Origin of the sequence: Streptomyces sp. NPDC007164 (assembly GCF_040634135.1) — a bacterium.
Classification (GTDB): Bacteria; Actinomycetota; Actinomycetes; order Streptomycetales; family Streptomycetaceae; genus Streptomyces; species Streptomyces sanglieri.
Map to the genome: position 1 here is coordinate 56,696 of NZ_JBEYFB010000024.1, position 26,049 is coordinate 82,744.

Here is a 26,049-nt window from a genome sequence, read left to right on the forward strand (position 1 = left end):
GGACGTTCCGCGCCCGCCGCGGACGGGCGTCCCGGGCCTGGGCGATGCATAACGGGCGAACAGCACCCAATACAGATATATCCCCGGCCGTGCTTCACCCGTACGGCGCGCCGCGCCCGTCGTCGCGCGGTGGGTTCACCCGTGCTCGCCGCAGACCCCGCTGTGGTCGCAGTACGGCCGATTCCCGGTGCGTCCGCAGCCGCAGAGCATCACCCGGGTCTCCTGGCGCGGCCCCTCGGGGGTGGCCACTTCGAGGTCCCCGCGCAGGTGGAGCACGCCGTCGGAGTGCAGCGAGACATGGGTCGGCACCTCGGGCTCCTCGTCGGGGGCGCCGTCGGTGCGGTGGTACTGCAGGGCGCCGCTGGGGCAGCGGTGGATGACGTCGGCGATGTCGTCGGCCGGGGCGTCCGCCGGCCGGATCCACGGCTTGCGGGCGGTGTCGAAGACCGCCGGGAGGCCGCGCACGCATTCGGCGGCGTGCAGACAGCGGTGCACGTCGTAGTCGACGGTGATGCCCTCGCCGTCGTAGGACCTGACCGCGGGGCGCGGGGGCTGTTCGGTGGCCACCGGTGACCTTCCTGGCTCGGTTCGTGATCGGTACGGACGGTTCAAGCCTCCCCCCGGACCTCCCGGCCCGCTACTCGGACCGGGACGAACCGGCCCATCCGGATCACGGTGGCGGAGATGTGTGTGATCAGTGATGCACCTGTGAGCCCGCTTTCTTTTCATTTTTTCGCTGTGACTAATATCTATCTGTCGAAGTTCTCAACGGATTTGACCAGTCCCGAGGCTGGCATCATCAAGGAGCACGCCCTGCGCACGCGCGCCTCAAGGCGGACCGGATCGACCACCATGTCGCTGCGGACAGCCCTGCTCGTTCTGGCCATCGTTCCCGGCGTCGCACTGGCCGCCCTCTGGGCCGTCACCAGTGGTCAGACCCTGCTCGACTTCCAACGCCAGGCCGCTCAGGGGCAGCTGGCGCAGAAGGCCGGCCAGCCGTCCAACATCGTGTACTACAACCTCCAGGCGGAGCGCCGGCTCAGCGCCGAGGCCCTCGCCCGGCACAAGGGCGCCACCGAAGAGCTCCAGCGGCAGCGCAAGTTGACCGACGACGCCGTCAAGAGCTTCCAGTCGCTCTCCGACGTGGCGACCGACGACGCACCCGACGAGGTCCGTGACGCGGTCGGCAAGGCCCGCGCGGCCATCAACCAACTGCCGGCCCAGCGTGCCCTCGTCGACGACGGCGGCAACGACCAGCAGAAGGCTGTGTACGGCTACTACACGGACCTGATCGCGGTCGACCTCCAGCTCTTCGCGGCGCTCAGCCATGTCGACAACGGCCGGATCACCACGCTCTCCCAGCCGCTGGTCGACCTGTTCTGGACCAAGGAGATGATCTCCCGCTCGGACGCCCTGCTGGCACGCGGCTGGTCCAAGGGGAAGCTGAGCACCGAGGACCTGAGGCAGGTCCGGGAGGCTGTTTCCGGCCAGGAACTCCAGTACTCCACCAAGGTCGTTCCCCAACTGCCCGCGGACGAGAAGGCCATGTGGGAGAAGATCACCCGCAGTTCGGCCTGGAAGACCAAGACGCGGGTGGAGAACGAGGTGTTGCGCCCGGCCGACGCCGACGCGAAGGGGTTCGTCGCCCTCGGCGCCCAGGAGAAGACCTGGCGCGGGGCGATGGACGAACTCACCCCGCAGATCGAGAAGCTCCTTGAGCACCGCACCGCCAGTGTGGTCGAGGAGGGCAAGGGCAGCGTCATGTCGCTGCTGTTCAAGATGGTGCTGACCACCGTCGTCGGCCTGGTGGCCGTGATCGCGGTCATCTGGACCACCTGGCGCCTCACCCGCAACCTCCGCCGCCGGATCGGCAGCCTCCAGGAGCGGGCCGAGGAGCTGGAGAAGGCCCTGCCCGACGTCGTCGAGCGGCTCGGCCGGGGCGAGCGGATCGATGTCGAGGCCGAGGCGCGGGCCATCGAGCACGACAGCAGGGGCGGCCGGAGCGACGAGCTGACCCAGCTCGGCGACGCGCTCAACCTGGCGCGCACCAGCGCGCTGGCGGCGGCCGTCAAACAGGCCGACCAGCACCGCGGTTTCGAGCGGCTGCTCCAGCGCATCGCCCGCCGCACCCAGCAGTTGATCGGCCAGCAGCTGAAGAAGCTGGACGAGCTGGAGCGCAAGCACGAGGACCCCGAGGTGCTCGACGGCCTCTTCGACCTGGACCACCTCACTGCCCGACTGCGGCGGTACGAGGAGAACCTGGTGATCCTCGCGGGCGGTTCTCCGCACCGGCGCTGGCGCAAGCCGGTTCCGCTGCTGGACGTGATGCGTTCCGCCCAGGGCGAGGTGCAGGACTACCGGCGCGTGGTGCTGGACCTGGACGGCAGCCCCTGGCTGTCGGAGCGGGCCGTCGGCCCGGTCTCCCACGTGCTCGCCGAGCTGATCGAGAACGCGCTCAGTTTCTCCCGTCCGCCGAGCCCGGTCGAGGTCAGGGCCGCGAAGGTGAGCCGGGGGCTGGCCATCGAGGTCGAGGACCGCGGACTCGGGATGGAGGAGGACCAGTTGGCGGCGGCCAACGAACTGATGGTCCGGCCGCCCCGGATGGATGTGCTCGCCCACTCCGACGACATCCGTCTCGGTCTGTACGTGATCGCGCGCCTCGCGGACCAGCACGGCCTGCGGGTGGAGTTCCGCTCCTCAGCGTACGGCGGTACCCGCGTGGTCCTGCTCGTGCCCGACGAGCTCACCGTCTCCGAACCGCGGACCGGTCCGGTCGGCGTGCCGGCCCCCGCCCCCGCCGCTCCCGCAGCCGCTCCCGCGGCCCCTTCGGCCCCCGAGGCCGATGGCGCGCTGCCCACCCGCGTACAGGGCCAGGCGCTGGCCGGGGTCACCGCGCTGCACACGGCGGGCGCCCCGTACGCCACCACCGAGCAGCCCTACCCGGCCGCCGAACAGCCCTACCCGGCCCCGGAACAGGAGCCGTACCGGCCGGAACAGGAGCCGGAGCAGCAGCCGTACACTCCGCCGGCCGCGCCGTACGCCGCGCAGGAGAGCCCGTACGGCCAGGCCGAACAGCCGTACATGACGGCCGCCGGCCAGTACCCGGTGGACCAGCCGCCGTACCCGGCACCCGAGGGCGGGTTCCCCGGGGACCAGCCCTCGTACCCGGCACCCGAGGGCGGGTTCCCCGGGGACCAGCCCTCGTACCCGGCACCCGAAGGCGGGTTCGCCGGCGATCAGCCCTCGTACCCGGCGCTCCAGGAGCCGTACGCCGCTCCGCAGCAGCCCTACGCGGCTCTGTACTCCGCCGCCCCCGGTCCGGACCTCGCGTCCCTCCCGATTCCCGCGCCCCGGCAGTCCGGGACGGAGAGCGGCCGGCCCGCCCGGCTGCCGGTACCGGAGCCCGACCACCCGGCCCCGCCGGACGTCGCGGCCGTCCGCGCACAGGACTCGGGGCAGGGGTCCGGCCGGCCCGCCCTTCCCGCGCCCGGTGCGGAACCCCCGTTGCCGCGCCGGGTACGGCAGGCCAGCCTGGCCGACGAGCTGCGGCTCGACCCGGCGGCCTCCCGGCCCGCCGCACCGCAGCCGCCGAGCCCGCCCGAGAACCCGCAGCCGCGGCCGGCGCCACGCCGGGCCGGTGCCGCGATCGGGGCGTTCCAGCGCCGGTCCCGTGCCGCCCGCGCGACCGACGAGGCGCCGAAGCAGCCCGCACCGCCAGCCATCCCGCTCCCCACGAGAGAAGAACGGCCATGACACGCACTACCGCCACCCACCAGGATCTCGACTGGCTGCTCGACGGTCTGGTGGACTCGGTGGCCGAGACCCAGAACGCCGTCCTGCTGTCCGACGACGGGCTCGTGGTGAGCCACTCGCGCACCATCGACCGCGCCGACGCCGAGCGGCTGGCCGCCATCTGCACCGGCCAGCAGAGCCTCGCCCGCGGCGTCGGCCAGCTCTTCAACGGCGGCGGTGTGCACCAGGTCATCGTCGAGCTGAACGACCTCTGGCTCTTCATCATCGCGGCCGCCCAGGGCACCCACCTGGCCGTGATCGCCTCCCAGGAGGTGGACGCCGAGATCATGTCGCTCGCCATGCACAACCTCGTGCAGCAGGTCGGCCAGAAGCTCACCACACCGGTCCGCGGTGAGTTCGACGCCTTCGGTACCGGGGACGGGCGGCACGCGTGACCCCGTACTGGGAGGACGAGGCCGAGGAGGACGGGGCGGGCACGATGGTGCGCCCGTACACCATCACCCGGGGCCGGACCGCTCCCGAGCGGGACGACTTCAGCCTGATCACCGTGCTGACGACCGCGCAGGACCCCCGGGACGAGCACGGTGCGCCGGTGCGGCCCGGGCGGCTCCAGCCGGAGCACCGGATGATCCTGGAGCGCTGCCGCCGCCCGGCCGCGGTCGCCGAAGTCGCCTCCGACCTCGGCCTCCCGGTGTCGGTGACCAAGATCCTGCTGGCCGACCTCGTCGCCCAGGGCCTGCTGCTCGCCCGCGCCCCGCTCTCGGTGGCGCGGGTGGCGGGCGGCCGCGACATGGGCCTGCTGGCCGCCGTTCGAGACGGACTCCGGAGACTCTGAACCAAGATGACAAGCAGTCAGGCGGCCCCCGCCGCCGTCAAGATACTCATCGCCGGAGGCTTCGGCGTCGGCAAGACCACCCTGGTGGGCGCGGTCAGCGAGGTCGCACCGCTGCGCACCGAGGAGTACCTCACCAAGGCCAGCGTCGGGGTCGACGACCTGGCCGGTGTCGGCCAGAAGGACACCACCACCGTGGCGCTGGACTTCGGCCGCATCACGGTCAGTTCCGAGCTGGTGGTCTACCTCTTCGGCACCCCGGGCCAGGAACGCTTCTGGTTCATGTGGAACGACCTGGTCAACGGGGCGCTCGGCGGCGTGGTGATCGCCGACACCCGCAGGCTGGAGACGAGCTTCGCCTCGATCGACTTCTACGAGAGCCGGGACATCCCGTTCGTGGTGGCGATCAACTGCTTCCACGGCCACAACACCCGTACCCCGGACGAGATCAGGGCCGCCCTCGACCTCGACCCGCACGTGCCGCTGCTGATCGGTGACGTCCGCGACCGGCCGTTCGGCCGGGACGTGCTGCTGGCTCTGGTGGACCACCTGATGAGCCTGCCCGTCACGGCCGGCTGACCGTCCGCTCCCCCGTAACTCCCCGCACCTTCCCGCTCTGGAGACACCTGAGATGGCAACACCCCTGCGCGTCCTGATTCACGGCGGCGGCATCGGCGGGCTCACGCTCGCCACCGCGCTGGCCCGGCGCGGCCACACCGTCGAGATCGCCGAGCTCCGCGACGAGGTGGACGCGCTCGGTGTCGGCATCATCCAGCCGTCCAACGCCCTCCACGTCATGCGGGAGATCGGGGTCCTGGACGACTGCCTGGCGGCGGGCTTCGAGTGGGAGATCCTGACCATCGCCGACCCGGCCGGCAACACGCTGGCCGAGATACCCCAGCCGCGGATGGGCGACGCCCCCTCCAACAACGGCATCCCGCGCCCCGCCCTGGCCCGGGTGCTGAACTCCGCCGCCGTCGCCGCGGGTGCGAAGATCCGCTTCGGCACCACCATCACGGAACTGACCGACGACGGCTCCGGCGTGGACGTCACCCTGTCCGACGGCTCCTCGGGCCGCTGGGACCTGGTGGCCGGTTTCGACGGCATCGGTTCGCCGCTGCGCAGCCGGCTCTACGGGGACCGCTACACCCCCGAGTACACCGGCTTCGCCAACTGGCGGGTGACGGTGCCCAGGCAGCCGCAGGTGCGGGGGGTGGTGATGGGCACCGCGGGCAAGGACGCGAAGGCGCTGCTCACCCCGATCACCGAGGAACTGATGTACCTGGGTGCGGTGTTCGCGGAGTCCGAGGACTTCCGGCCGGACCCGGAGCGGGCCCACGAGCAGCTGACGGAGCGCCTCGCGATGTTCTCCGGACCGGTCGCCGAGGCACTGGCCACGGTCACCGACCCGGCCTCGGTGGTGTACTCGCGGATCTCCCAGGTGACGGTCGAGGAACCGTGGCACGTCGGCCGGGTGGTCCTGGCCGGTGACGCCGCGCACGCCTCCACCCCGCACATCGCGCAGGGCGCGGCGATGGCCGTCGAGGACGCGCTGGTGCTCGCCGAGTCGCTGGACACCGAGTCGGACGTGGCCGCGGCCCTCGACGGGTGGGAGGCGCGCCGCCGCCCCCGGGCCATGTGGGTACAGGCCATGTCGCGTGCGGTGCTGAAGCAGGAGACGGGTAACGAGACGACGCCCGAGGAGGACGAGCTGCTGAAGGTCGGCATCCCGGGCGCGGCACACGTGCTGGTGAAGCCGTACTGACCGGTTCCTGTGTGTGTCGCTGAACCCGCACCGACCGGTACCGATGCGCGTCGCTGAACCCGTACGGGCCCGGATCGCCGGGCCCGTACGGTGCGTTCAGGGCAGTACCGCCACCCCGTCGATCTCGACCAGGGCCCGTTCGTCCCAGAGCCTGGCCACGCCGATGACCGCCATCGCCGGGTAGTCGCGGCCCGCCAGCCGCCGCCAGATCCGGCCCAGCTCGGCGGACCGTTCGCGGTAGTCGGCCACATCGGTGGCGTACACGGTGACCCTGGCGAGGTCCGCCGGGGCGCCGCCCGCCGCGCGCAGCGCGGTGAGCAGATTGGTGAGGGCGGTGGCGAACTGCTCGGGCAGGCCGTCGCCGACGATCTTGCCGCCCTCGTCGAGGGCGGTCTGCCCGGCCAGGAAGACGAGCTGGCTGCCGGTGGCCGTGACGGCGTGCGAGAAGCCCGTGGGCGGTGACAGGTCGACGGGGTTGATCCGGTGGACCGGACTCATGCGGACGCCTCCCGGGTCGCGTACAGCTCCTTGGCGATGATCGTGCGCTGGACCTCGCTGGCGCCCTCGTAGATCCGTGGCGCGCGGACCTCCCGGTAGAGGTGTTCCAGGAGATGGCCGCGGCGCAGGGCGCGGGCGCCGTGCAGCTGGACGGCGGTGTCGACGACGTACTGCGCGGTCTCGGTGGCGTACAGCTTCGCCATGGCGGCCCGGCGCGGCACCCCGGACTCCCCCGCGTCGTATCCGGCGGCCGCCGCGAACACCAGGAGCCGGGCGGCCTCGGTCCGGGTGGCCATCTCGGCGACCTGGTGGGAGACGGCCTGAAGGTCCTTCAGCGGGCCGCCGAACGCGGTGCGGTGGGCGGTGTGTTCCACGGTGGCGTCGAGTGCGGCTCGGGCCATGCCCACGGCGAACGCGCCGACGCTGGGGCGGAACAGGTTGAGGGTGTCCATGGCGACCCGGAAGCCCCGGTCGGGTTCGCCGAGCACGTCGTCGGGGGTGACCGGGACTCCGTCGAAGGCCAGGGCCCCGATGGGGTGCGGCGAGAGCATGTCGAGGGCGGTGCCGGTCAGTCCGGGGCGGTCGGCGGGGACCAGGAACGCGGTGACGCCCCGGGAGCCGGCGCCCGGGGTCGTGCGGGCGAACACGGTGTAGAAGTCGGCCTCGGGGGCGTTGGAGATCCAGCACTTCTCGCCGGTGAGCCGCCAGCCGCCGGGGGCGGGTCGGGCGCTCAGGGCGAGGGCCGCCGCGTCGGAGCCCGCACCCGGTTCACTGAGCGCGAAGGCGGCGACGGCGCGGCCGGCCCGCACCTCGGGGAGCCAGCGTGCGCGGTGGGCCGTGGTGCCCGACCGGAGCAGGGGGTGGGTGCCGAGGCCCTGGAGGGCGAGCGCGGTCTCGGCCTCGGTGCAGCCGCGGGCCAGGGACTCGCGGAGCAGGCAGAGGTCGAGGGCGCCCGAGCTCAGCAGCCGGTCGAGCAGCCCCGCCTCGCCCAGTGCGGCGATCAGGGGACGGTTGACGTGGCCGGGGGCGCCCTTCTCTGCAAGGGGGCGCAGTTGCTGTTCGGCAAGGGTTCTTAGCTCTTCACACCAGGCGGTCTGTGCCGGATCGAGTGAGAATGCCGTCATGCGGGCGCCTCTCTGGTCGCGTCTCGTCTTCCCGGTCTCTCGTTCCCGTTTTTCCCGTCCGTGTTCCTGCCCGTCCCCCCGTCCATTCGATGTCCCGCGTCCCGTCCGGCCGATTTCCCGTCCACCCGCTCTATCGCGGACCGTTGACTACCGTCACCCAAACGATACGCTCCAGAGGCGACAAGGGGGCGAGCCGTCATGGACCCGAAGACCTCAGCGCACGTCGACACCTTCGCCAGGGAGCACCTGCCGCCGAAGGACCAGTGGCCGGAACTGCTCTTCGGCCTTCCCGAGCTGCAGTACCCGGACCGCCTCAACTGCGCGGCGGAACTGCTGGACCGTACGGCCGAGCGCTTCGGCCCCGACCGCCCCGCCTTCCGCACCTCGGACGGCGCGGTATGGAGCTACCGGGAGCTGCGGGAGCGGGTGGACCGGATCGCCCATGTCCTCACCTCCGACCTGGGGGTCGTGCCCGGCAACCGGGTGCTGCTGCGCGGCCCCACCACCCCGCTGCTGGCCGCCTGCTGGCTCGCGGTGCTGAAGGCCGGCGCGATCGCCGTCACCGTGCTGGACCGGCAGCGGTCCGCCGAACTCTCCACCATCTGTTCCATCGCCCGGGTGAGTCACGCACTGTGCGACTCCCGGGCGGTCGAGGACCTGGTGAAGGCCGAGGTGCCGGGACTGCGGATCACCCCGTACGGAGGTGACGGACCGGACGATCTGCTGCGTCTGGCCGAGGCCAGGACCGGGCCGTACGAGGCCGTGCGGACGGCGGCGGACGACGTCGCGCTGATCGCGTTCACCTCGGGCACCACCGGACGCCCGAAGGGCTGCATGCACTTCCACCGGGATGTGCTCGCCATCGCCGACACCTTCTCGGCCCATGTCCTGCGGCCCACCCCCGACGACGTGTTCGCGGGCAGCCCGCCGCTCGGCTTCACCTTCGGCCTCGGCGGTCTGGTGGTCTTCCCGCTGCGGGCCGGTGCCAGTGCCCTGCTGCTCGAACAGTCCGGCCCGGCTCAGTTGCTGCCCGCGCTGGCCGCCCACCGCGTCTCGGTGCTGTTCACCGCGCCGACCGCGTACCGCGTGATGCTCGACCACATGGACCACCACGACGTCAGCGCGCTGCGGCGCTGCGTCTCGGCGGGGGAGAACCTCCCGGTCGCCACCTGGCGTTCGTGGCACGAGCGGACCGGACTGCGCATCATCAACGGCATCGGCGCCACCGAGCTGCTGCACATCTTCATCTCGGCCGCCGACGACGCGATCCGCCCCGGCACCACCGGAGTCCCCGTCCCCGGCTGGCAGGCCCGGGTGCTGGACCGGGACGGCCGCCCGGTGCCGGACGGGGAGCCCGGACTGCTCGCGGTACGCGGCCCGGTCGGCTGCCGCTACCTCGCCGACGAGCGCCAGCGGGACTATGTGGCACACGGCTGGAACCTCACCGGGGACACCTACGTACGTGATCCGGACGGCTACTTCCGTTACGTGGCCCGCGCCGACGACATGATCATCTCCTCCGGCTACAACATCGCGGGCCCCGAGGTCGAGGACGCCCTGCTGCACCACCCCTCGGTGGCCGAGGCGGCGGTGGTGGGCCGGGCGGACGAGCTGCGCGGCCAGATCGTGGTGGCGTACGTGGTGCTGCGCGAGGGCGCCGAGACGGCGGCCGACGAGCTGCGCGCGTACATCAAGAGCGAACTGGCCCCGCACAAGTGCCCCCGTGTCATCGAGTTCCTGCCCGCCCTCCCCCGCACCGCCACCGGCAAGCTCCAGCGCTTCCGGCTGCGGGAGGGCTGAACCGGGCGCCGCGTCCACCGGCCCGGAAATCCGGGTGCCGCGCTCCCCGCGCACCCGGCAGGATGAACCATGCCCTGGACCTTCACCGACGACGTCGACGCCTTCCTCGACACGGCCGGCCCCTCACTGGCCGCCCGGCCCGCCGAGAACACCCAGATCCTGACCGTCACCGAGAGCCTACGGCGACGCCGCCCCGCTGCTCGGCTGGTGGCGCGGGGCGGACGGCGAGGTCGCGGGGACGCTGGTGCGGACCCCGCCGTACCCGGCCCTGCTGGGATCTGTCGCCCCGGAGGCGGTCGGCCCGCTGACCGCCGCGCTCCCGCTGACCCGGATCAACGCGGACCGGGCCACCGCCGAGCGGATCGCCGCCGGCTGGCCCGGTCACCGGGTCGACCAGGAGCAGCGGCTGTACCGGCTGGCGACGCTGGTCCCGCCCTCCCCGGCCCCCGCGGGCCGGCCCAGGGCCGCGGTCGCCGCCGACCGGGAGCTGCTGGTGCGCTGGGTCCGCGACTTCGCCGACGGAACCGGCCAGCCCGGTGCCCACGCCGAGCGGCTGGTGGACGAGCGCATCATGTCCGGCGGGCTGAAGCTCTGGGAGGACGACGGCGTCCCGGTGTCGATGGCGGGGGTCTCGCCGCGGATCGCGGGCACGGTCCGGGTCTCCACGGTCTACACCCCGCCGGAGCGCCGCGGCCGGGGTTACGCGGCAGCGGTGACGGCGGAGATCAGCCGGGCGGCGAGGGAGGCCGGCGCGCAGGAGGTGCTGCTCTTCACCGACCTGGCGAACCCCACCAGCAACGGCGTGTACCGGCGCATCGGCTACCGGCCGGTCTCGGACCGGCTGCTGATCAGCGTGGCGGAGCGGTGAGCGGAACGCCCGAGCCTCGCTGGCTGGTCGCCGCGAACGTGGTGCTGTGGCGGCGGTACGGGGATCTCGGCCAGGAGCTGCGGCCGGGCACGAAGGCGTACCGGGGCGGCGCGAAGGTGTACGTCGTCGGCACCTATCCGGGGACGGGGCACCAGCAGCTGACCACGGTGGGGCGCGGGAGGCACACCGGTCACTGGATCAGCATCGACACCGGGGTCCGTCATCTGCACACCTTCCGGGCGCGGTTGGTGTACGCCCCGGCGGTGCTGAAGCGGTGCGACGGCCGGGGCCTCGGCGGCCGGGAGGAGGCCGCGGAGCTGGCCGCGCTGCTGGAGCGGATCACCCGCGAGGAGCGGCACGCGCACCACGCGGCCCCGCATCCGCCGGGGTGCCTGTGCCACGAGTGTCTGCCCGTCACTCCAGGGTGAGCCGCGGCTTCGGCGCGTCCGTGCGGCCCGTCGGCGGGGTGCGGCTGCCCGCGCGGTACGGGAGCGGCCAGGGCGCGCCCGGCCCCGCGTAGCCCTGCTCGGCCGCCGCGTGCAGGGTCCACTGCGGGTCGTAGAGGTGGGGGCGGGCCAGGGCACAGAGGTCGGCCCGGCCCGCGAGCAGCAGGGAGTTGACGTCGTCCCAGGAGGAGATCGCGCCGACCGCGATGACCGGCACGCACAGTGTGTTGCGGATCCGGTCCGCGTACGGGGTCTGGTAGGAGCGGCCGTACTCGGGGTGTTCGTCGGGGACCACCTGGCCGGTGGAGACGTCGATGGCGTCGGCCCCGTGGGCGACGAAGGCGCGGGCGATCTCGACGGCGTCCTCGGCCGTGGTGCCGCCGTCGGCCCAGTCGGTGGCGGAGATCCGGACGGTCATGGGCCGGTCGTCGGGCCAGTCGGCGCGGATCGCGTCGAAGACTTCGAGCGGGAAGCGGAGCCGGTTGCCCAGCGGTCCGCCGTACTCGTCGGTGCGGTGGTTGGTCAGCGGCGAGAGGAAGCCGGAGAGCAGATAGCCGTGGGCGCAGTGCAGTTCGAGCAGGTCGAAGCCGCAGTGGTCGGCGCGCCGGGCCGCCGCCGCGAACTGCTCGCGCACGGTGTCGAGCCCGGACCGGTCCAGGGCGTGCGGGACCTGGTTGACGCCGGCCGCGTACGGGATCGGGGAGGCGGCGGTGAGCGGCCAGTTGCCGTGGTCGAGGGGCTGGTCGATGCCCTCCCACATCAGCCTGGTGGAGCCCTTGCGCCCGGAGTGGCCGAGCTGCACGCCGATGGCCGTGCCGGGCGCTCCCGCGTGGACGAAGTCGGTGATCCGGGTCCAGGCGGCGGCCTGTTCGGGGGTGTAGAGGCCGGTGCAGCCGGGGGTGATGCGGCCCTCGGCGCTGACGCACACCATCTCCGTCATGACGAGTCCGGCGCCGCCGAGCGCGCGGGCGCCCAGGTGGACGAGGTGGAAGTCGCCGGGGACGCCGTCGACGGCCGAGTACATGTCCATGGGTGAGACGACGACGCGGTTGCGGAGTTCGAGGCCGCGCAGCCGCAGCGGGGTGAACATCGGCGGGATGCCCGGCGGGCAGCCGAACTCCGTCTCGACGGCGGCGGTGAAGGAGCCGTCGCGCAGCCGCAGATTGTCGTGGGTGACGCGGCGGCTGCGGGTGAGGAGGTTGAAGGCGAACTGGCGGGGCGGCTGGTCGACGTAGGTGCCGAGCTCCTCGAACCAGCGCAGGCTGGCCGCGGCGGCCCGCTGGGTCGATTCGACGACCGGGCGGCGCTCCGCCTCGTACGCGGACAGGGCGCGCGGCAGGTCGGGCTGTTCCTCGATGCAGGCGGCGAGGGCAAGGGCGTCCTCGACGGCGAGTTTGGTGCCGGAGCCGATGGAGAAGTGCGCGGTGTGGGCGGCGTCGCCGATGAGGACCGTGTTGCCGTGCGACCAGTGGGCGTTGACGACGGTGCGGAAGGTGAGCCAGGAGGAGTTGTTGGAGCGCAGCGGCCGGCCGCCGAGCGCCTCGGTGAAGATCTTGGCGCAGCGCAGCGTGGAGTGCTCGACCTCGCAGGTGTCGAATCCGGCGGCCCGCCAGACCTCCTCGCGCATCTCGACGATGACGGTGGAGGCGTCGGCCGAGAAGGGGTAGCCGTGGAGCTGCATCACTCCGTGGGCGGTCTCGGCGGTCTCGAAGCGGAAGGCGTCGAGGGCGAAGTCGGCGGCGAGCCAGATGTAGCGGCAGCGGTGGGTGGTGAGGCGGGGGCCGAAGGTGTCGGCGTGGGCGGCGCGGGTGAGGCTGTGCACCCCGTCGGCAGCGATCACCAGGTCGTGGGTGGCGGCCAGTTCGGCGGCGGGCGGGGCCCCGGTGCGGAAGCGGAGGCGTACGCCGAGGGATTCGCAGCGCTCCTGCAGTATCCGCAGCAGCCTGCGCCGGCCCAGGGCGGCGAAACCGTGGCCGCCGGACGTCTGGGTGGCGCCCCGGTGGACGATGTCGATGTCGTCCCACCGGACGAATTCATCCCTGAGGGCTTGGTACACGACGGGGTCGGCGTGTTCGATGCCGCCGAGGGTCTCGTCGGAGAGGACGACGCCGAAGCCGAAGGTGTCCTCGGGGGCGTTGCGCTCCCAGACGGTGATCTCGCGCCCCGGGTCGAGCCGCTTGAGCAGGGCCGCGGCGTAGAGCCCGCCGGGGCCGCCGCCGATGACCGCGATCCGCCGCACGCCGGTCCTGGGCGCGTCGGGCCGGGTCGCGTCGGGGCGGGTCGCCTCGGGCCGGGTCGCGTCGTCAGTTGCCGCTTCGACTGCTGCCGCGTCGCCTGCTGCCGCGTCGGAGGGCATCGCGCTACCTGCCCCGCCACTTCGGGGGCCGCTTCTCGGTGAAGGCGGCATGGAATTCCGCGTAGTCGTCGCCGTGCATCAGCAGGGCCTGGGTGGCGGCGTCCATCTCGACGGCGGCGGCGAGCGGCATGTCGAGTTCGGCGGTGAGCAGTGCCTTGGTCTGGGCGAGCGCGAGGGCGGGTCCGTCGGCGAGGCGGCGGGCGAGCGCGGCCGCCCGTACGTCCGCCCGCCCCTCTTCGGTCAGCTCGCTGATCAGACCGATGCGTTCCGCTTCGGGTGCCCGGACCGGTTCGCCGAGCATCAGCAGCCGGGTGGCATGGCCGAGGCCGACGACGCGTGGCAGCAGGTAGGCGGCGCCCATGTCGCCGCCGGAGAGGCCGACCTTGGTGAAGAGGAAGGCGAAACGGGCCGACGGGTCGGCGATCCGGAAGTCCGCGGCCAGCGCGAGAACCGCCCCCGCGCCCGCGGCCACCCCGTGTACGGCGGCGATGACGGGGAAGGGGGTCTCACGGAGGGCCCGCACCACCTGCCCGGTCATGCGGTTGAAATCGAGGAGCTGGGCGGTGTCCATGGCGAGCGTCGCGCCGATGATGTCGTCGACGTCTCCGCCGGAGCAGAATCCGCGGCCCTCCCCCGCGAGCACCAGAGCGCGCACGCTGCGTTCGCGGGAGAGTTCGGCGAGCAGATCGCGCAGGTCGGCATAGGCGCCGAAGGTGAGGGCGTTGAGTTTCTCGGGCCGGGCGAGCGTGACGGTGGCGACCCCGTCGTCCGTCGTCAGCCGCAGATGGCGCCAGTCGTCCGTGTGCGGGGCGGAGCTGGGAAACGGGCTCATGGAGGGGGCTCCCCTTCAGCCGTCGGGCTGCTACCTGCCCCCGAACTTATCACTCGTACGTGACTTCCGTCACGAGCACGCGATATGCGGAGTGGGAGGACCCAGTGGCCAACGTCCCTTTGATACCGGTCGGCAGTCCCTTGTCTGTGTCGTTACGGTTCGTAAGGTTGAAACCGAGAAGTCTTGACCGCCAGAGAGTCCCGCACCCCACGCGGGCGACCGCACCTGATCCCGAGCCCCGGAACGGAAACCATGCCGTGCCCCCCGATGTCCCCCTCCCCGCCTCCTGGCGGATCGCGCTGCCGCATTCGACCGCGGCCGTACCGATCGCCCGCGCCCTGATCCGTACCGCACTCGCGGACATCGACGCGCCGGCCGACACCGACACCGCCGAGCTCCTCACCGCTGAGCTGGTCGCCAACGCGGTCGAGCACACCCGGAGCGACGAGCCCATCGAACTGGTGGTGGAGCTCCTGCCGACCGGCTGCCAGGTCGAGGTGCACGACCGCGATCCCGCCCCGCCGGGCGGCCTGTCCTTCCCCCGGCCCGGGACCGAACCGGACCCCTGGCAGGAACACGGCCGGGGCCTGCTGCTGATCCGTACGCTCAGCTCGTCCTGCGGACACCGCACGACGGAGCACGGCAAGGCGGTGTGGTTCACCCTGCCGTCCCTCACACCTCAGAGCTGAAGGGCCCCTCAGCCGGTCGGGCCGGCGCCTGCCAGCCGGGAGCGGCTGCGGCCGTAGAAGGTGTACACCGCCGAGCCGACGGCCAGGAAGACCGCGAACTGGACCCAGGTCGCCCAGCCCGTCCCGTACATCAGGTAGGCGCAGAAGCCGACGCCCAGGAGCGGGGTCAGAGGATAGAACGGCGCCCGGAACGAGCCCCTCACCTCCGGGTTGCGGCGCCGCAGCACGATCACCGCGATGTTCACCGCGACCATGGTGGCCAGCGTGCCGATGGTCGTCAGGTTCACCACCACGTCGAGCGAGGCGAAGGCCGCCGGGACCGCGAAGACGACCGCCACGATCCAGGTGTTGGCGACCGGCGTCGCCGTGCGCGGCGAGACCCGCTCGAAGACCCGCGGGATCAGTCCGTCCCGGGACATCGACATCAGGATACGGGTCTGCCCGTACATCACCGCGAGCACGACCGAGGCGATCGCGACGACCGCGCCGAAGGCGATGACTCCGCCGCCCACGGTCGAGCCGGTGACCTGGTCGACGACGATCGAGAGCGCCGCCGGCCGGTCGGCGACGGCCTTCGGCCCCAGCGCGCCGATGGCCGCGAGCGCGACCGCGCAGTAGAGCAGGGTGACCAGACCGATGCAGACCATGATCGCGACCGGGATGTTCCGCCGCGGGTTCTTGACCTCTTCGCCCGCGGTGGTGATGGCGTCGAAGCCGATGTACGAGAAGAAGGCCAGCGACGCGCCGGCCGTGACCCCGCCCGCGCCGTGGGCGAAGAACGGCGCGAGGTTTCCGCGCTCGAAGGCCGTGAAGGCGATGACGCAGAACAGGATCAGGACGGCGATCTTGAGGACCGCCATCGCGGCGGTGGCCCCGGCGCTCTCCCGGACGCCGCGCACCAGCAGGGTCGCGGCCATCATGACCACCAGCACGGCGGGCAGATTGATCACCCCGCCGTCGCCGGGCCCCGCCGAGAGCGCGGCCGGCAGCTGTGCGCCGAACAGGCTGTCCAGCAGCTCATTGACGTACTGGCTCCAGCCGACGGCGACCGCGGAGACCGAGACGCCGTACTCCAGCAGCAGACACCAGCCGACGAGGAACGCGACGCGTTCGCCGAGGGTCGCGTACGCGAAGGAGTAGGAGCTGCCGGAGACCGGGATGGCGCTGCCCAGCTCGGCGAAGGAGAACGCGGTGAAGATGCAGGTGATCGCGGCCAGCACGAAGGAGAGCACGACCGCGGGGCCCGCCTCGGCGACGGAGTCGGACAGACCGACGAAAATGCCGGTCCCGACGACGGCGCCGACACCGAAGCACACCAGCTGGAAAAGCCCCATGGTGCGCTTGAGGCCGTGCCCCTCCAGGTCGGCGCCGGACTCGGCGATCAGCTGGTGGGGATTCTTGACGCGCGGCCCGGACAGGTGCGGGGGGCTCGGTGGGCGCAGCGGACTCACGGGGGATGGTCTCTTCTCTGGTGGAGCATGTGGGGGGGGTGTGCGTCAGGGGCTGTGGGGGCTCCGGTGACACACAGAAAAATGGGGTTCGAGCGTGCGAGCTCGAACCCCACCAAGAGGCAATATATTAGTCGCCTTCACGCATGTTCACCCAATCGGGCGCATGACCATGCAGCTGGTCAGCCGTTGACCGCCGGGGCCGCCAGGGTCGCCACCAGAACGGCCTTGATCGTGTGCATCCGGTTCTCCGCCTCGTCGAAGACGACCGAGTGCCCGGACTCGAAGACCTCGTCGGTGACCTCCAGCTCCGTCAGCCCGTAATCGGCCTCGATCTGCCGTCCGACCCCGGTGCCGAGGTCGTGGTAGGCCGGGAGGCAGTGCAGGAACTTCACGTCCGCGTTGCCGGTGGCGCGGAGCACGTCCATGGTCACGCCGTACGGCGCCAGGGCCTCGATGCGCTCGGCCCAGACCTCCTTGGGCTCGCCCATGGAGACCCAGACGTCGGTGGCGACGAAGTCGGCGCCCCTGACGCCCTCGGCGACGTCCTCGGTGAGGGTGACGGTCGCGCCGCTCCCGCCGGCCAGCCGGTGGGCCTCGGCGACGATCTCCTCGGCGGGCCAGTACGCCTTCGGCGCGACGATCCGTACGTCCATGCCGAGCAGGGCGCCGGTGATCAGGTAGGAGTTGCCCATGTTGAAGCGGGCGTCGCCGAGGTAGGCGAAGGCGATCCGCTCCAGCGGCTTGTCGCTGTGCTCCGTCATGGTGAGGATGTCGGCGAGCATCTGGGTCGGGTGCCAGTCGTCGGTGAGCCCGTTGAACACCGGCACGCCGCCGTGGGCGGCCAGCTCCTCCACGGCCGCCTGGCTGTCACCCCGGTACTCGATGCCGTCGAACATCCGGCCGAGGACGCGGGCGGTGTCCTTCACCGACTCCTTGTGCCCCAGCTGGGAGCCGGAGGGGTCCAGATAGGTCGTGGACGCGCCCTGGTCGGCGGCGGCCACCTCGAAGGCGCAACGGGTCCGGGTCGAGGTCTTCTCGAAGATCAGCGCGATGTTCCTGCCGCGCAGCCGCTGCGTCTCGGTCCCCGACTTCTTGGCGCTCTTGAGCTCGGCCGCGAGCTCGATCAGGCCGCGGAACTCCTCGGCCGTGAAGTCCAGTTCCTTGAGGAAGTGGCGACCTGCGAGGTCTATGGCCATGGGACAGCTCCTGGGTCGGGCGGGGATCGCACATACGGTGACCCTGGAAGTCTATACGACACCATGCATCGCTATACGGAGACGGGTACGGCGGGTGCGGCCGCGCACCCCGCCGACGCACTCCTCCGAACCCTTTCGCGCTCCCGCGTACCGCCTCGTGGAGCCGCCGCGCCTACACCGGGTCGCGCACCACCGGGCAGCTCATGCAACGGGGGCCGCCCCTGCCCCGGCCGAGTTCACTGCCGCGGATCTCGATGACCTCGATGCCTTCCTTCCGCAGGAAGGTGTTGGTGGTGGCGTTGCGCTCGTACGCGACGACGACGCCCGGCTCGACGGCCAGCACATTGCAGCCGTCGTCCCACTGCTCGCGCTCGGCGGCGTGCACGTCCTGGGTGGCGGTGAGGACCCGGATCGAGTCCAGCCCCAGTGCGTGCGCGATCGCCTGGTGCATGTGCTCGGGCGGATGGTCGGTGACCTTGAGGTCCCTGGGCCCCGCGCCGGGCTCGATGGTGTACGAGCGGAGCATGCCCAGCCCGGCGTACTTGGTGAAGGTGTCGCCGTCGACCATCGTCATCACCGTGTCGAGGTGCATGAACGCCCGGCGCTTGGGCATGTCGAGCGCCACGATCGTGTGGGCCGAGCCGGCGTCGAACAGACCGCGGGCCAGCATCTCCACCGCCTGCGGGGTGGTGCGCTCGCTCATCCCGATGAGAACGGCACCGTGGCCGATGACCAGGACGTCGCCGCCCTCGATGGTGGACGGGTAGTCGTCCTGCCCCTGGGACCAGTGGTGGAAGGCACCCGCCTCGGGGCCGGTGAAGAGGGGGTGGTGGCGGTAGATCGCCTCGAAGTGGACGGTCTCGCGCTGCCGGGCCGGCCAGCGCATCGCGTTGATGGACACCCCGTCGTATATCCAGGCCGAGGTGTCCCGGGTGAAGAGGTGGTTCGGCAGCGGGTCCAGCAGGAAGTCGTCCAGGTCCATGACGTGGAAGCGGACGGAGGTCGGCTCTCCGTTGCCCGCCAGGAACTCCCGCTTGGTCATGCCGCCGACGAGCGCGTCGGCCAGCTCCGCGCTGGGCAACTCCTCGAAGGCGGCCCGCAGATGCTCGGTGGCGAGCGGTCCGTACTCCTTCTCCTCGAAGACCCGGTCCAGGACGAGCCGTCTGGCCACCGGGATGTCCAGCGACTCACGGAGCAGATCGCCGAAGAGGTGCACCTCCACACCGCGGTCGCGCAGCACGTCCGCGAAGCCGTCGTGCTCCTGGCGGGCCCGGCGGACCCAGAGCACGTCGTCGAAGAGGAGCGCGTCCTTGTTGCTGGGGGTGAGCCGCTTCAGTTCCAGATCGGGGCGGTGCAGGATGACGCGGCGCAGCCGCCCGGCCTCGGAGTCGACATGGAATCCCATGCCTCCATCCTCACCGTGCGCGGGCCGGTGAACCCTGCGAATCGCCAGTGGGTTTTCCGTTGATCACTCCGGATCGCTCCGGATCGCTCCGGACAGCTCCGAATCGCTCCGGAAAACCCACCGACGCCTCCGCGGAACCCACCGGCGACGCTCCGCCGCCTGCCCCGCCGCGCCTCAGAGGCGCGGGTCGACCGGCTCCGACTCCAGGGCCAGCACCGCGAACACCGCCTCGTGGACCCGCCACAGCGGCTCCCCGTCGGCCAGCCGGTCCAGCGCTTCGAGCCCCAGCGCGTACTCCCTCAGCGCCAGCGAGCGCTTGTGGCCGAGGAACCTGTCGCGCAGCCGCTCCAGGTTCTCCGGGCGGGTGTACTCGGGGCCGTAGATGATCCGGAGGTACTCCCGGCCGCGCACCTTGATGCCCGGCTGGACCAGCCGCCCCTTACCATCCCGTACGAGTGCGGCGAGCGGCTTGACGACCATGCCTTCGCCGCCGCGGCCGGTCATCTCCAGCCACCAGTCGACCCCGGCGCCCACCGATGCCTCGTCCCCGGTGTCGACGACGAGCCGGCGGGTGACCTGGAGGAGCCCCGTCGGGTCGTGCTCGACCAGCCGGTCGAGCCAGGCCAGCTGCTCGTCGTGCGGTACGGCGGCCAGCGAGCGTCCCTGCGCGGCGAGGATCTGGAACGGCGCGAGCCGCACCCCGTCCAGGCCCTGGGTGGACCAGCAGTACCGGCGGTACGCCTCGGTGAACGCGGTGGCGTCCTCGGCCCGGCCCCGCTGGCGCTCCGCGAGCGGCCCGACGTCCACACCACGGGCGGCCGCCGCCGCGAGGGCCGCGTTGGCCTCCGGGAGGACGGCGCCGGACGCGGCACCGACCGCGGCGTACTGCGAGCGCAGCAGCCCGGCCGCCTTGAGGGACCAGGGCATCAGCTCGGCGTCGAGCAGCACCCAGTCGGTGCCCCACTCCTCCCACAGTCCGGCGGCGGTGACGGCGGTGCTCAGCCTGCCGAGGATCACCTCGGTGAGCGCGACGTCGTCGAGGAACGGCCGGCCGGTACGGGTGTACAGCGCCCCGGTCGGACCGCCCGCTCCACCGGGGGTGGCGCCGACGCCGAACCGCTCACGGGCCGTGGCCGCGTCCCGGCAGACGAGCACCACCGCACGCGATCCCATGTGCTTCTCCTCGCACACGACCTTGGTGACACCGTCGGCCCGGTACTGCGCGAAGGCCTCGGCCGGGTGCTCCAGGTAGCCGTCCTCGCGCGAGGTGGCGGTCGGCGCCATGGTCGGCGGGAGGTAGCCGAGCAGCTGGGGGTCGACGGCGAACCGGCTCATGACTTCGAGCGCGGCGGCGGCGTTCTCCTCGCGGACCGCGATGCGGCCCATGTGCCGGGTCTCGACGATCCGCCGGCCCTGCACATCGGCGAGGTCCAGCGGCCGTCCTTCCCGGCCGCCGGGCGCCTCCGTGGCCAGCGGCTTGGCCGGCTCGTACCAGACCTGCTCGGCCGGTACGTCGACGAGCTCGCGCTCCGGCCAGCGCAGCGCGGTCATCTTCCCGCCGAAGACCGCTCCGGTGTCCAGGCAGATGGTGTTGTTGATCCAGGAGGTGCTGGGCACCGGGGTGTGGCCGTAGACCACGGTGGCGCTGCCCCGGTACTCCTCCGCCCAGGGGTAGCGCACGGGCAGGCCGAACTCGTCGGTCTCGCCGGTGGTGTCCCCGTACAGGGCGTGCGAGCGGACCCGTCCGGAGGTGCGGCCGTGGTACTTCTCGGGCAGCCCGGCGTGACAGACGACGAGCTTTCCGTCGTCGAGCACGTAGTGGCTGACGAGCCCGTCGATGAACTCCCGCACCTGCTCACGGAAGGCCGGGTCCTTCTCGTCCTCCCGGTCCAGCTGCTCGATGGTCTCGGCGAGTCCGTGGGTGTGCTGGACGTTGCGGCCCTTGAGGTAACGGCCCAGCTTGTTCTCGTGGTTGCCCGGTACGCACAGGGCGTCGCCCGCCGCCACCATGGCCATGACGCGGCGCAGCACTCCGGGGCTGTCGGGGCCGCGGTCCACGAGGTCGCCGACGAAGACCGCCGTACGCCCTTCGGGGTGCGTGCCGTCGACGTAGCCGAGTCTGCCGAGCAGCGACTCCAGCTCGGAGCTGCAACCGTGGATGTCGCCGATGATGTCGAAGGGGCCGGTGAGGTGGCGCAGGTCGTTGTAGCGGCGCTCCAGCACCACTTCGGCGTGGTCCGCCTCCTCTTCGGTGCGCAGGATGTGCACCTTGCGGAAGCCCTCGCGCTCCAGGCCCCGCAGCGAGCGGCGGAGTTCGCGACGGTGGCGCTGGATGACGTGGCGCGGCATGTCGGCGCGGTCGGGGCGGGCCGCGTTGCGCGCGATGCAGACCTCCTCGGGCAGGTCGAGGACGATGGCGATGGGCAGCACGTCATGGCTCCTGGCCAGCTGGACGAGCTGCTTGCGGCTCTCGGACTGGACGCTGGTGGCGTCCACGACGGTCAGCCGCCCGGCCGCCAGCCGCTTGCCCACGATGTAGTGCAGTACGTCGAAGGCGTCCCGGCTGGCGCTCTGGTCGTTCTCGTCGTCGGCGACCAGGCCGCGGCAGAAGTCCGAGGAGACGATCTCGGTGGGTTTGAAGTGCTTGCGGGCGAAGGTGGACTTGCCGGAGCCGCTGGCCCCGATGAGGACCACGAGGGAGAGGTCGGTCACCGGCAGCGTGCGTGCGGTACTGGTACTGGTACTGGTCATGCGGCATTCGCCTCCTTCTCGGTCCCGGTCCGGTTCCCGCTCCGCTGCGCGGTCTCGTCGGCCGCGGTCATGGTGAACACGGCCATCTGGGTGGGCGGCCCCACCTCGGGGTCGTCCGTCCCCACGGGGACGAAGCCGACTCCGTATCCGTGCCGCTGCGCCACTTCCCGGGCCCAGCCGCGGAATTCGTCCCTGGTCCATTCGAACCGGTGGTCGCCGTGGCGCACGTGCCCGGCGGGCAGGGTCTCCCAGCGGACGTTGTACTCGACGTTCGGCGTGGTCACGAGCACGGTCCGCGGACGGGCCGAGCCGAACACGGCGTACTCCAGCGCGGGCAGTCGCGGCAGGTCGAGGTGTTCGATCACCTCGCTGAGGACGGCCGCGTCGTACCCCTTGAGCTGCTTGTCGGTGTAGGTGAGGGAGCCCTGCCGGAGGGTGACCCTGGACGCCTGCCGCTCGCCCATCCGGTCCAGCTTCAGCCGTCGTGCGGCGATGGTGAGGGCGCGCATGGACACGTCGACGCCGACGATCTCGGTGAAGGCCACGTCCTTGAGGAGCGCCTGCACCAACTGGCCCTGGCCGCAGCCCAGGTCGAGGACCCGGCTCGCACCGGCGGCCCGCAGCGCTTCGAGGACGGCGGCGCGGCGCTGCTCGGCGAGCGGGGCCGGTTTCTCCTCGGTGTCGGTCGTCTCGTCCACGGCGTTGTCGATGCTCTCGACGTCGAGGTCGTCCGACTCGGCGAGCCGCACCAGTTCGAGCTGCTGCATCGCCTGGCGGGTCAGCCCCCAGCGCCGGGACAGATAGCGGCTGGTGATCAGCTTCTGCTCGGGGTGGGTGGCGAGCCAGCCCTCACCCGCGCGCAGCAGCTTGTCCACCTCGTCCGGTGCGACCCAGTAGTGCTTGGCGTCGTCCAGCACCGGCAGCAGCACGTACAGCTGGCGCAGGGCGTCCGCCAGCCGCAGCTCGCCTTCGAGCACCAGCCGTACGTACCGGGAGTCCCCCCACTGCGGGAACTGCTCGTCCAGCGGTACGGCCACGGCGTCCACGCTCGTCCAGCCGAGCGGCCCGAAGAGCTTGCGCACCAGCTCCGCACCACCGCGGGCCGGAAGCGCGGGCACCTCGATCCGCAGCGGCATCGGCGCCTGTACTCGCTCGGGCAGTGCGCGGCACACCCCGTTGAGCGCGGACTTGAAGACCGCGCTCATGGCGACGGACAGCAGCGAGGAGGCCGCGTACGGGCGGTCGTTGACGTACTGCGCGAGCGCCGCGTCGGGAGCGCCTCCCCTGCCCTTGCCCTTGCCGCGCCGCACCAGCGCCACGGGATCCACCTCCAGCAGGAGCGCGGCGGTGCAGCGCTCGGCGGATGCCTCGGGGTAGAAGACATGCGCGGTGCCGTGTGAGGTGGAGAACGTCTGCGCCTTCTCGGGGTGCTTGTGCAGCAGAAAGCCGAGGTCGGTCGCCGGACGTTCCGGGTCGCCGGTCGTGCTGATTGTCAGGAACACGCGTCCGAGTATGGTCCGTTTCACACGCCCCCCACCAGGTATTTTCGCGTGTCCGAGCCATCACCCCGACAAGCGCCGCGGCGCGCTGCCACACCCGTCGCGCCCTACATGGGCCCGTCGGCCGCCGTCGTGCCGAGCAGCCGGGCCAGTGCCGCGACGGTGTCCGGGCCGACCCGGCAGCAGCCGCCGATCAGCCGGGCCCCGGCGTCCTGCCAGGCCCGTGCACTGCCCGGCTCGAACGTGGGGGCACCGACCCATCCACGGCCGCCCGCGTCCCACCGCTCGCCGCTGTTCGGGTAGACGACGACCGGCTTCCCGGTCACCTCGGCGGCCACCCGCACCGCCCGGCCGGCATCCGCCGGATCGCAGCAGTTCACCCCCACGGCCACCACCTCGTCGTGCCCCCGGACCAGCCCGAAGGCCGTCTCCAGCGGCTGGCCCGCCCGGGTACGGTCACCCGCCACGCTGTACGAGAGCCAGACCGGCAGCCCGCACCCCTCGACCGCCCGCAGCAACGCCTCTGCCTCGTCGACGTCCGGCACCGTCTCCAGCGCCAGCACATCGGGCCCGGCGGCGGCCAGCGCCTCGATCCGGGGGCGGTGGAAGCGCTCCAGCTCCCGGCCGGTGAGCCCGTACCGGCCCCGGTACTCGCTGCCGTCCGCCAGCATCGCCCCGTACGGGCCGACCGAGGCGGCGACCCAGACGTCCCGCTCCACCGCACCGGCGGCCCGCCGTGCCAGCCGGACGCTGCGGGCGAACAGCCCGGCCGCCTCCGCCCGTCCGATCCCCCGCCGCGCGAACCCCTCGAAGGTCGCCTGGTAGCCGGAGGTGATGAGCACCTGCGCACCCGCACGCAGATAGGCGGTGTGCGCCGCCTCGATCTGTCCGGGCCCGTCGGTCAGCAGCCGGGCCGACCACAGGGCGTCGGACAGGTCGCAGCCCTGCGCCTCCAGTTGGTTGGACAGGCCCCCGTCCAGCAGGAGCGGCCCCGCCGTGAGGGCGCCGGCAAGCGTACGGGCGGGGTGCACAGGTGACTCCTTCTGTCCGTGCGTCCTGATCCTCGCGCTGCCCTCGGTCCCGGCGCCTCAGCCGAGCTGGGACTGGACCTGCGCGGAGATCAGCTCCAGGTGCTCCAGGTCGTCGAGGTCCAGCACCTGGAGGTAGATCCGGGACGAGCCGATCGCACCGTACCGGCCGATCTTGTCGACCACCTCGGCGGGCGAGCCCGCGAGCCCGTTCGCCTTCAGCTCCGCCACCTCACGCCCGATGACGGAGGCGCGGCGTGCCACCTCGGCGTCGTTCCTGCCGACGCAGACCACCAGGGCGTTGGAGTACACCAGGTCGTCCGGTGCGCGGCCGGCCGCCGTTGCCGCGTCCCTGACCCGGCCGAACTGCTTCTCGCTGTCCTCCAGCGACGCGAAGGGGATGTTGAACTCGTCCGCGTAGCGGGCGGCCAGTCGCGGGGTACGCGTCGCACCGTGGCCGCCGATCAGCACCGGCACCTTGGCCTGCGCCGGCTTGGGCAGCGCGGGCGAATCGGTGAGCTGGTAATAGGTGCCGTCGAAGTCGAACGTCTTGCCGGCCTCGGTCGCCCAGAGCCCGGTGATGATCTCCAGCTGCTCCTCCAGCCTGCCGAACTTCTCCTTGGGGAACGGAATGCCGTAGGCCTTGTGCTCCTCCTCGAACCAGCCCGCGCCCAGACCCAGCTCGACGCGCCCGCCGGACATCCGGTCGACCTGCGCGACCTGGATGGCGAGCACACCGGGAAGCCGGAAGGTCCCCGCGGTCATCAGCGTGCCGAGCCGGATCCGCTTGGTCTCACGCGCCAGCCCGGCCAGGGTGATCCAGGCGTCGGTCGGGCCGGGCAGCCCGTCCCCCGGCCCCATGCGGAGGTAGTGGTCGGAGCGGTAGAAGGCGTCGAAGCCGAGGTCCTCCGTCGCCCTGGCGACGGTGAGCAGGGTGTCGTAGTCGGCCCCTTGCTGGGGCTCGGTGAAGATTCGAAGATCCATGCATCCATCCTGCACCTCCGGCCACCGGTCGCCCCTCCCCTCCCGTCTCCCCCGCGCCGTCGCGGCCGGACTCCGGTACAGTCACCCGCCCCCTTCCCGTCCCGGCACCGCCCCTGGAGCCGCACGGTCACTCCCGGAGCCTTGCGCGACCCCGGCCGGCCGCGGTCGTACCGGCGGGCCCGCCGACCTCGCCGGCCGCGCCGTACGAGCCGTTCGCCCCGTGCACGCCGTACGGGCCGTCCCGCCCCCGGCCGCGCTCCAGATCCTGCTGCCGCTCCCTTTCGTGCTCGTCGAGGCGGCGGAGCATTCCGTGCACCCGGTCCATCGACTCGTCGGCCGCGTCGATCGCCTCCATGCACTGCCAGTAGAGCCCCTGTTCATCGGTCTCGCAGGCGACCCCGACCAGTGCCATCCCCACCTCTCCGAGCAGTGCGCCCAGCCCGGTCAGCGTCGCCCGGGGGTCGGCCAGCCCGGAGAGCTGCGCGGCCCTTGCCACCGCGGCGCGCGCCGCCGGATGGTCCAGCGAACCGCTGCTCCGCCCGCCGATCTCACTCAGCCCGCGCGCCTCTCCCCGTAACTCCTTGGGCCCGTCGGCCGCCAGGCGGCCGCCGATCGCCTGGGCCAGCGCCTGGGCCTGCCAGGCCTCCGCGATGATGTCCGGCGTACCCCTGCTCTGCGCCAGAGCACGCCGGCTGACTCCCACAAGCCGTTCCGCTTCCATGCGTTCCCCCGTCCGTACGAAAAGCCGCTCACCTCATTCATTACCCACAGT

The 26,049-nt window shown here is 72.1% G+C and carries 21 protein-coding genes and 1 pseudogene; 9 read left to right on the top strand and 13 right to left on the bottom strand.

Features of this window, described 5'->3' with window-relative positions; genetic code table 11:
- Positions 1 to 135 precede the first annotated feature (135 nt).
- On the bottom strand, positions 136 to 567 hold the full coding sequence (locus ABZ622_RS26340) for a (4Fe-4S)-binding protein (RefSeq protein WP_360547168.1): 432 nt from the start codon (positions 565 to 567) through the stop codon (positions 136 to 138).
- Between the two features lie 285 nt (positions 568 to 852).
- Between ABZ622_RS26340 and ABZ622_RS26345 the strand changes: the two genes are divergently transcribed.
- The 5 genes from ABZ622_RS26345 to ABZ622_RS26365 are packed head-to-tail and all read left to right on the top strand — an operon-like array spanning position 853 to position 6,350.
- Positions 853 to 3,753 (top strand): nitrate- and nitrite sensing domain-containing protein, encoded by a 2,901-nt coding sequence (locus tag ABZ622_RS26345; protein ID WP_360547170.1) that lies wholly within the window; start codon positions 853 to 855, stop codon positions 3,751 to 3,753.
- Complete coding sequence (locus tag ABZ622_RS26350) at positions 3,750 to 4,187, top strand: roadblock/LC7 domain-containing protein (RefSeq protein WP_266911022.1); 438 nt, start codon at positions 3,750 to 3,752, stop codon at positions 4,185 to 4,187. Before ABZ622_RS26345 ends, ABZ622_RS26350 begins: the two co-directional genes overlap by 4 nt.
- Before the next feature lie 44 nt (positions 4,188 to 4,231).
- Positions 4,232 to 4,588: a DUF742 domain-containing protein gene (locus ABZ622_RS26355; protein WP_266733486.1), complete on the top strand. Its 357-nt coding sequence runs from the start codon at positions 4,232 to 4,234 to the stop codon at positions 4,586 to 4,588.
- A 6-nt stretch (positions 4,589 to 4,594) separates the two neighbouring features.
- Positions 4,595 to 5,164: an ATP/GTP-binding protein gene (locus ABZ622_RS26360; protein ID WP_360547172.1), complete on the top strand. Its 570-nt coding sequence runs from the start codon at positions 4,595 to 4,597 to the stop codon at positions 5,162 to 5,164.
- A gap of 52 nt (positions 5,165 to 5,216) precedes the next feature.
- On the top strand, positions 5,217 to 6,350 hold the full coding sequence (locus tag ABZ622_RS26365) for an FAD-dependent monooxygenase (protein ID WP_360547174.1): 1,134 nt from the start codon (positions 5,217 to 5,219) through the stop codon (positions 6,348 to 6,350).
- Positions 6,351 to 6,446: 96 nt separating this feature from the next.
- Here the strand turns inward: ABZ622_RS26365 and ABZ622_RS26370 are convergent, their stop codons facing one another.
- On the bottom strand, positions 6,447 to 6,848 hold the full coding sequence (locus ABZ622_RS26370; protein WP_360547176.1) for a RidA family protein: 402 nt from the start codon (positions 6,846 to 6,848) through the stop codon (positions 6,447 to 6,449).
- A complete protein-coding gene (locus ABZ622_RS26375; protein ID WP_360547178.1) occupies positions 6,845 to 7,972 on the bottom strand; it encodes an acyl-CoA dehydrogenase family protein in 1,128 nt (375 codons plus the stop codon). The genes ABZ622_RS26370 and ABZ622_RS26375 overlap by 4 nt, the downstream gene beginning before the upstream one ends.
- Before the next feature lie 198 nt (positions 7,973 to 8,170).
- On the opposite strand from ABZ622_RS26375, the gene ABZ622_RS26380 reads away from it, so the two are divergent.
- The 3 genes and pseudogenes from ABZ622_RS26380 to ABZ622_RS26390 all read left to right on the top strand — a co-directional run bounded on the left by ABZ622_RS26380 (position 8,171) and on the right by ABZ622_RS26390 (position 11,068).
- Positions 8,171 to 9,772: an AMP-binding protein gene (locus ABZ622_RS26380; protein WP_360547180.1), complete on the top strand. Its 1,602-nt coding sequence runs from the start codon at positions 8,171 to 8,173 to the stop codon at positions 9,770 to 9,772.
- A gap of 69 nt (positions 9,773 to 9,841) precedes the next feature.
- Positions 9,842 to 10,640, top strand: a pseudogene (locus tag ABZ622_RS26385) (GNAT family N-acetyltransferase).
- Positions 10,637 to 11,068 carry a hypothetical protein gene (locus ABZ622_RS26390; RefSeq protein ID WP_360547182.1) on the top strand — a complete coding sequence of 144 codons (432 nt, stop codon included), beginning with the start codon at positions 10,637 to 10,639 and terminating at the stop codon, positions 11,066 to 11,068. Before ABZ622_RS26385 ends, ABZ622_RS26390 begins: the two are co-directional and overlap by 4 nt.
- Here the strand turns inward: ABZ622_RS26390 and ABZ622_RS26395 are convergent.
- Both ABZ622_RS26395 and ABZ622_RS26400 read right to left on the bottom strand, forming a co-directional pair.
- On the bottom strand, positions 11,055 to 13,442 hold the full coding sequence (locus ABZ622_RS26395; protein ID WP_360547184.1) for a bifunctional salicylyl-CoA 5-hydroxylase/oxidoreductase: 2,388 nt from the start codon (positions 13,440 to 13,442) through the stop codon (positions 11,055 to 11,057). The two genes, ABZ622_RS26390 and ABZ622_RS26395, sit on opposite strands and share 14 nt — an antisense overlap.
- A 4-nt stretch (positions 13,443 to 13,446) precedes the next feature.
- The gene (locus ABZ622_RS26400) at positions 13,447 to 14,274 is read right to left on the bottom strand and encodes an enoyl-CoA hydratase family protein (RefSeq protein ID WP_360547186.1); all 828 of its coding nucleotides are present in this window, start codon (positions 14,272 to 14,274) and stop codon (positions 13,447 to 13,449) included.
- A gap of 257 nt (positions 14,275 to 14,531) precedes the next feature.
- Here ABZ622_RS26400 and ABZ622_RS26405 point away from each other — a divergent pair, with 257 nt between their 5' ends.
- Complete coding sequence (locus ABZ622_RS26405) at positions 14,532 to 14,963, top strand: ATP-binding protein (protein WP_360547188.1); 432 nt, start codon at positions 14,532 to 14,534, stop codon at positions 14,961 to 14,963.
- Positions 14,964 to 14,971: 8 nt separating this feature from the next.
- On the opposite strand, the gene ABZ622_RS26410 is transcribed toward ABZ622_RS26405, so the two are convergent.
- From ABZ622_RS26410 to ABZ622_RS26445, 8 genes are all read right to left on the bottom strand, one after another.
- Positions 14,972 to 16,414: an amino acid permease gene (locus ABZ622_RS26410; RefSeq protein ID WP_360547190.1), complete on the bottom strand. Its 1,443-nt coding sequence runs from the start codon at positions 16,412 to 16,414 to the stop codon at positions 14,972 to 14,974.
- Between the two features lie 179 nt (positions 16,415 to 16,593).
- The gene (gene argF / locus ABZ622_RS26415) at positions 16,594 to 17,610 is read right to left on the bottom strand and encodes an ornithine carbamoyltransferase (protein WP_360547192.1); all 1,017 of its coding nucleotides are present in this window, start codon (positions 17,608 to 17,610) and stop codon (positions 16,594 to 16,596) included.
- A gap of 172 nt (positions 17,611 to 17,782) precedes the next feature.
- Positions 17,783 to 19,015 (bottom strand): arginine deiminase, encoded by a 1,233-nt coding sequence (locus ABZ622_RS26420; protein WP_350981545.1) that lies wholly within the window; start codon positions 19,013 to 19,015, stop codon positions 17,783 to 17,785.
- A 174-nt stretch (positions 19,016 to 19,189) separates the two neighbouring features.
- Positions 19,190 to 21,766, bottom strand: a complete 2,577-nt coding sequence (locus tag ABZ622_RS26425) for a polynucleotide kinase-phosphatase (RefSeq protein ID WP_360547195.1) — start codon at positions 21,764 to 21,766, stop codon at positions 19,190 to 19,192.
- A complete protein-coding gene (locus ABZ622_RS26430; protein ID WP_360547197.1) occupies positions 21,763 to 23,268 on the bottom strand; it encodes a 3' terminal RNA ribose 2'-O-methyltransferase Hen1 in 1,506 nt (501 codons plus the stop codon). The genes ABZ622_RS26425 and ABZ622_RS26430 overlap by 4 nt, the downstream gene beginning before the upstream one ends.
- A 104-nt stretch (positions 23,269 to 23,372) precedes the next feature.
- A complete protein-coding gene (mmuM, locus tag ABZ622_RS26435) occupies positions 23,373 to 24,296 on the bottom strand; it encodes a homocysteine S-methyltransferase (RefSeq protein ID WP_360547199.1) in 924 nt (307 codons plus the stop codon).
- A gap of 57 nt (positions 24,297 to 24,353) precedes the next feature.
- Positions 24,354 to 25,277, bottom strand: a complete 924-nt coding sequence (locus ABZ622_RS26440; protein ID WP_360547201.1) for an LLM class F420-dependent oxidoreductase — start codon at positions 25,275 to 25,277, stop codon at positions 24,354 to 24,356.
- 127 nt (positions 25,278 to 25,404) lie between these two features.
- Positions 25,405 to 25,998, bottom strand: coding sequence for a DUF6099 family protein (locus ABZ622_RS26445; protein ID WP_360547203.1), 594 nt, complete (start codon positions 25,996 to 25,998; stop codon positions 25,405 to 25,407).
- Positions 25,999 to 26,049 lie beyond the last annotated feature (51 nt).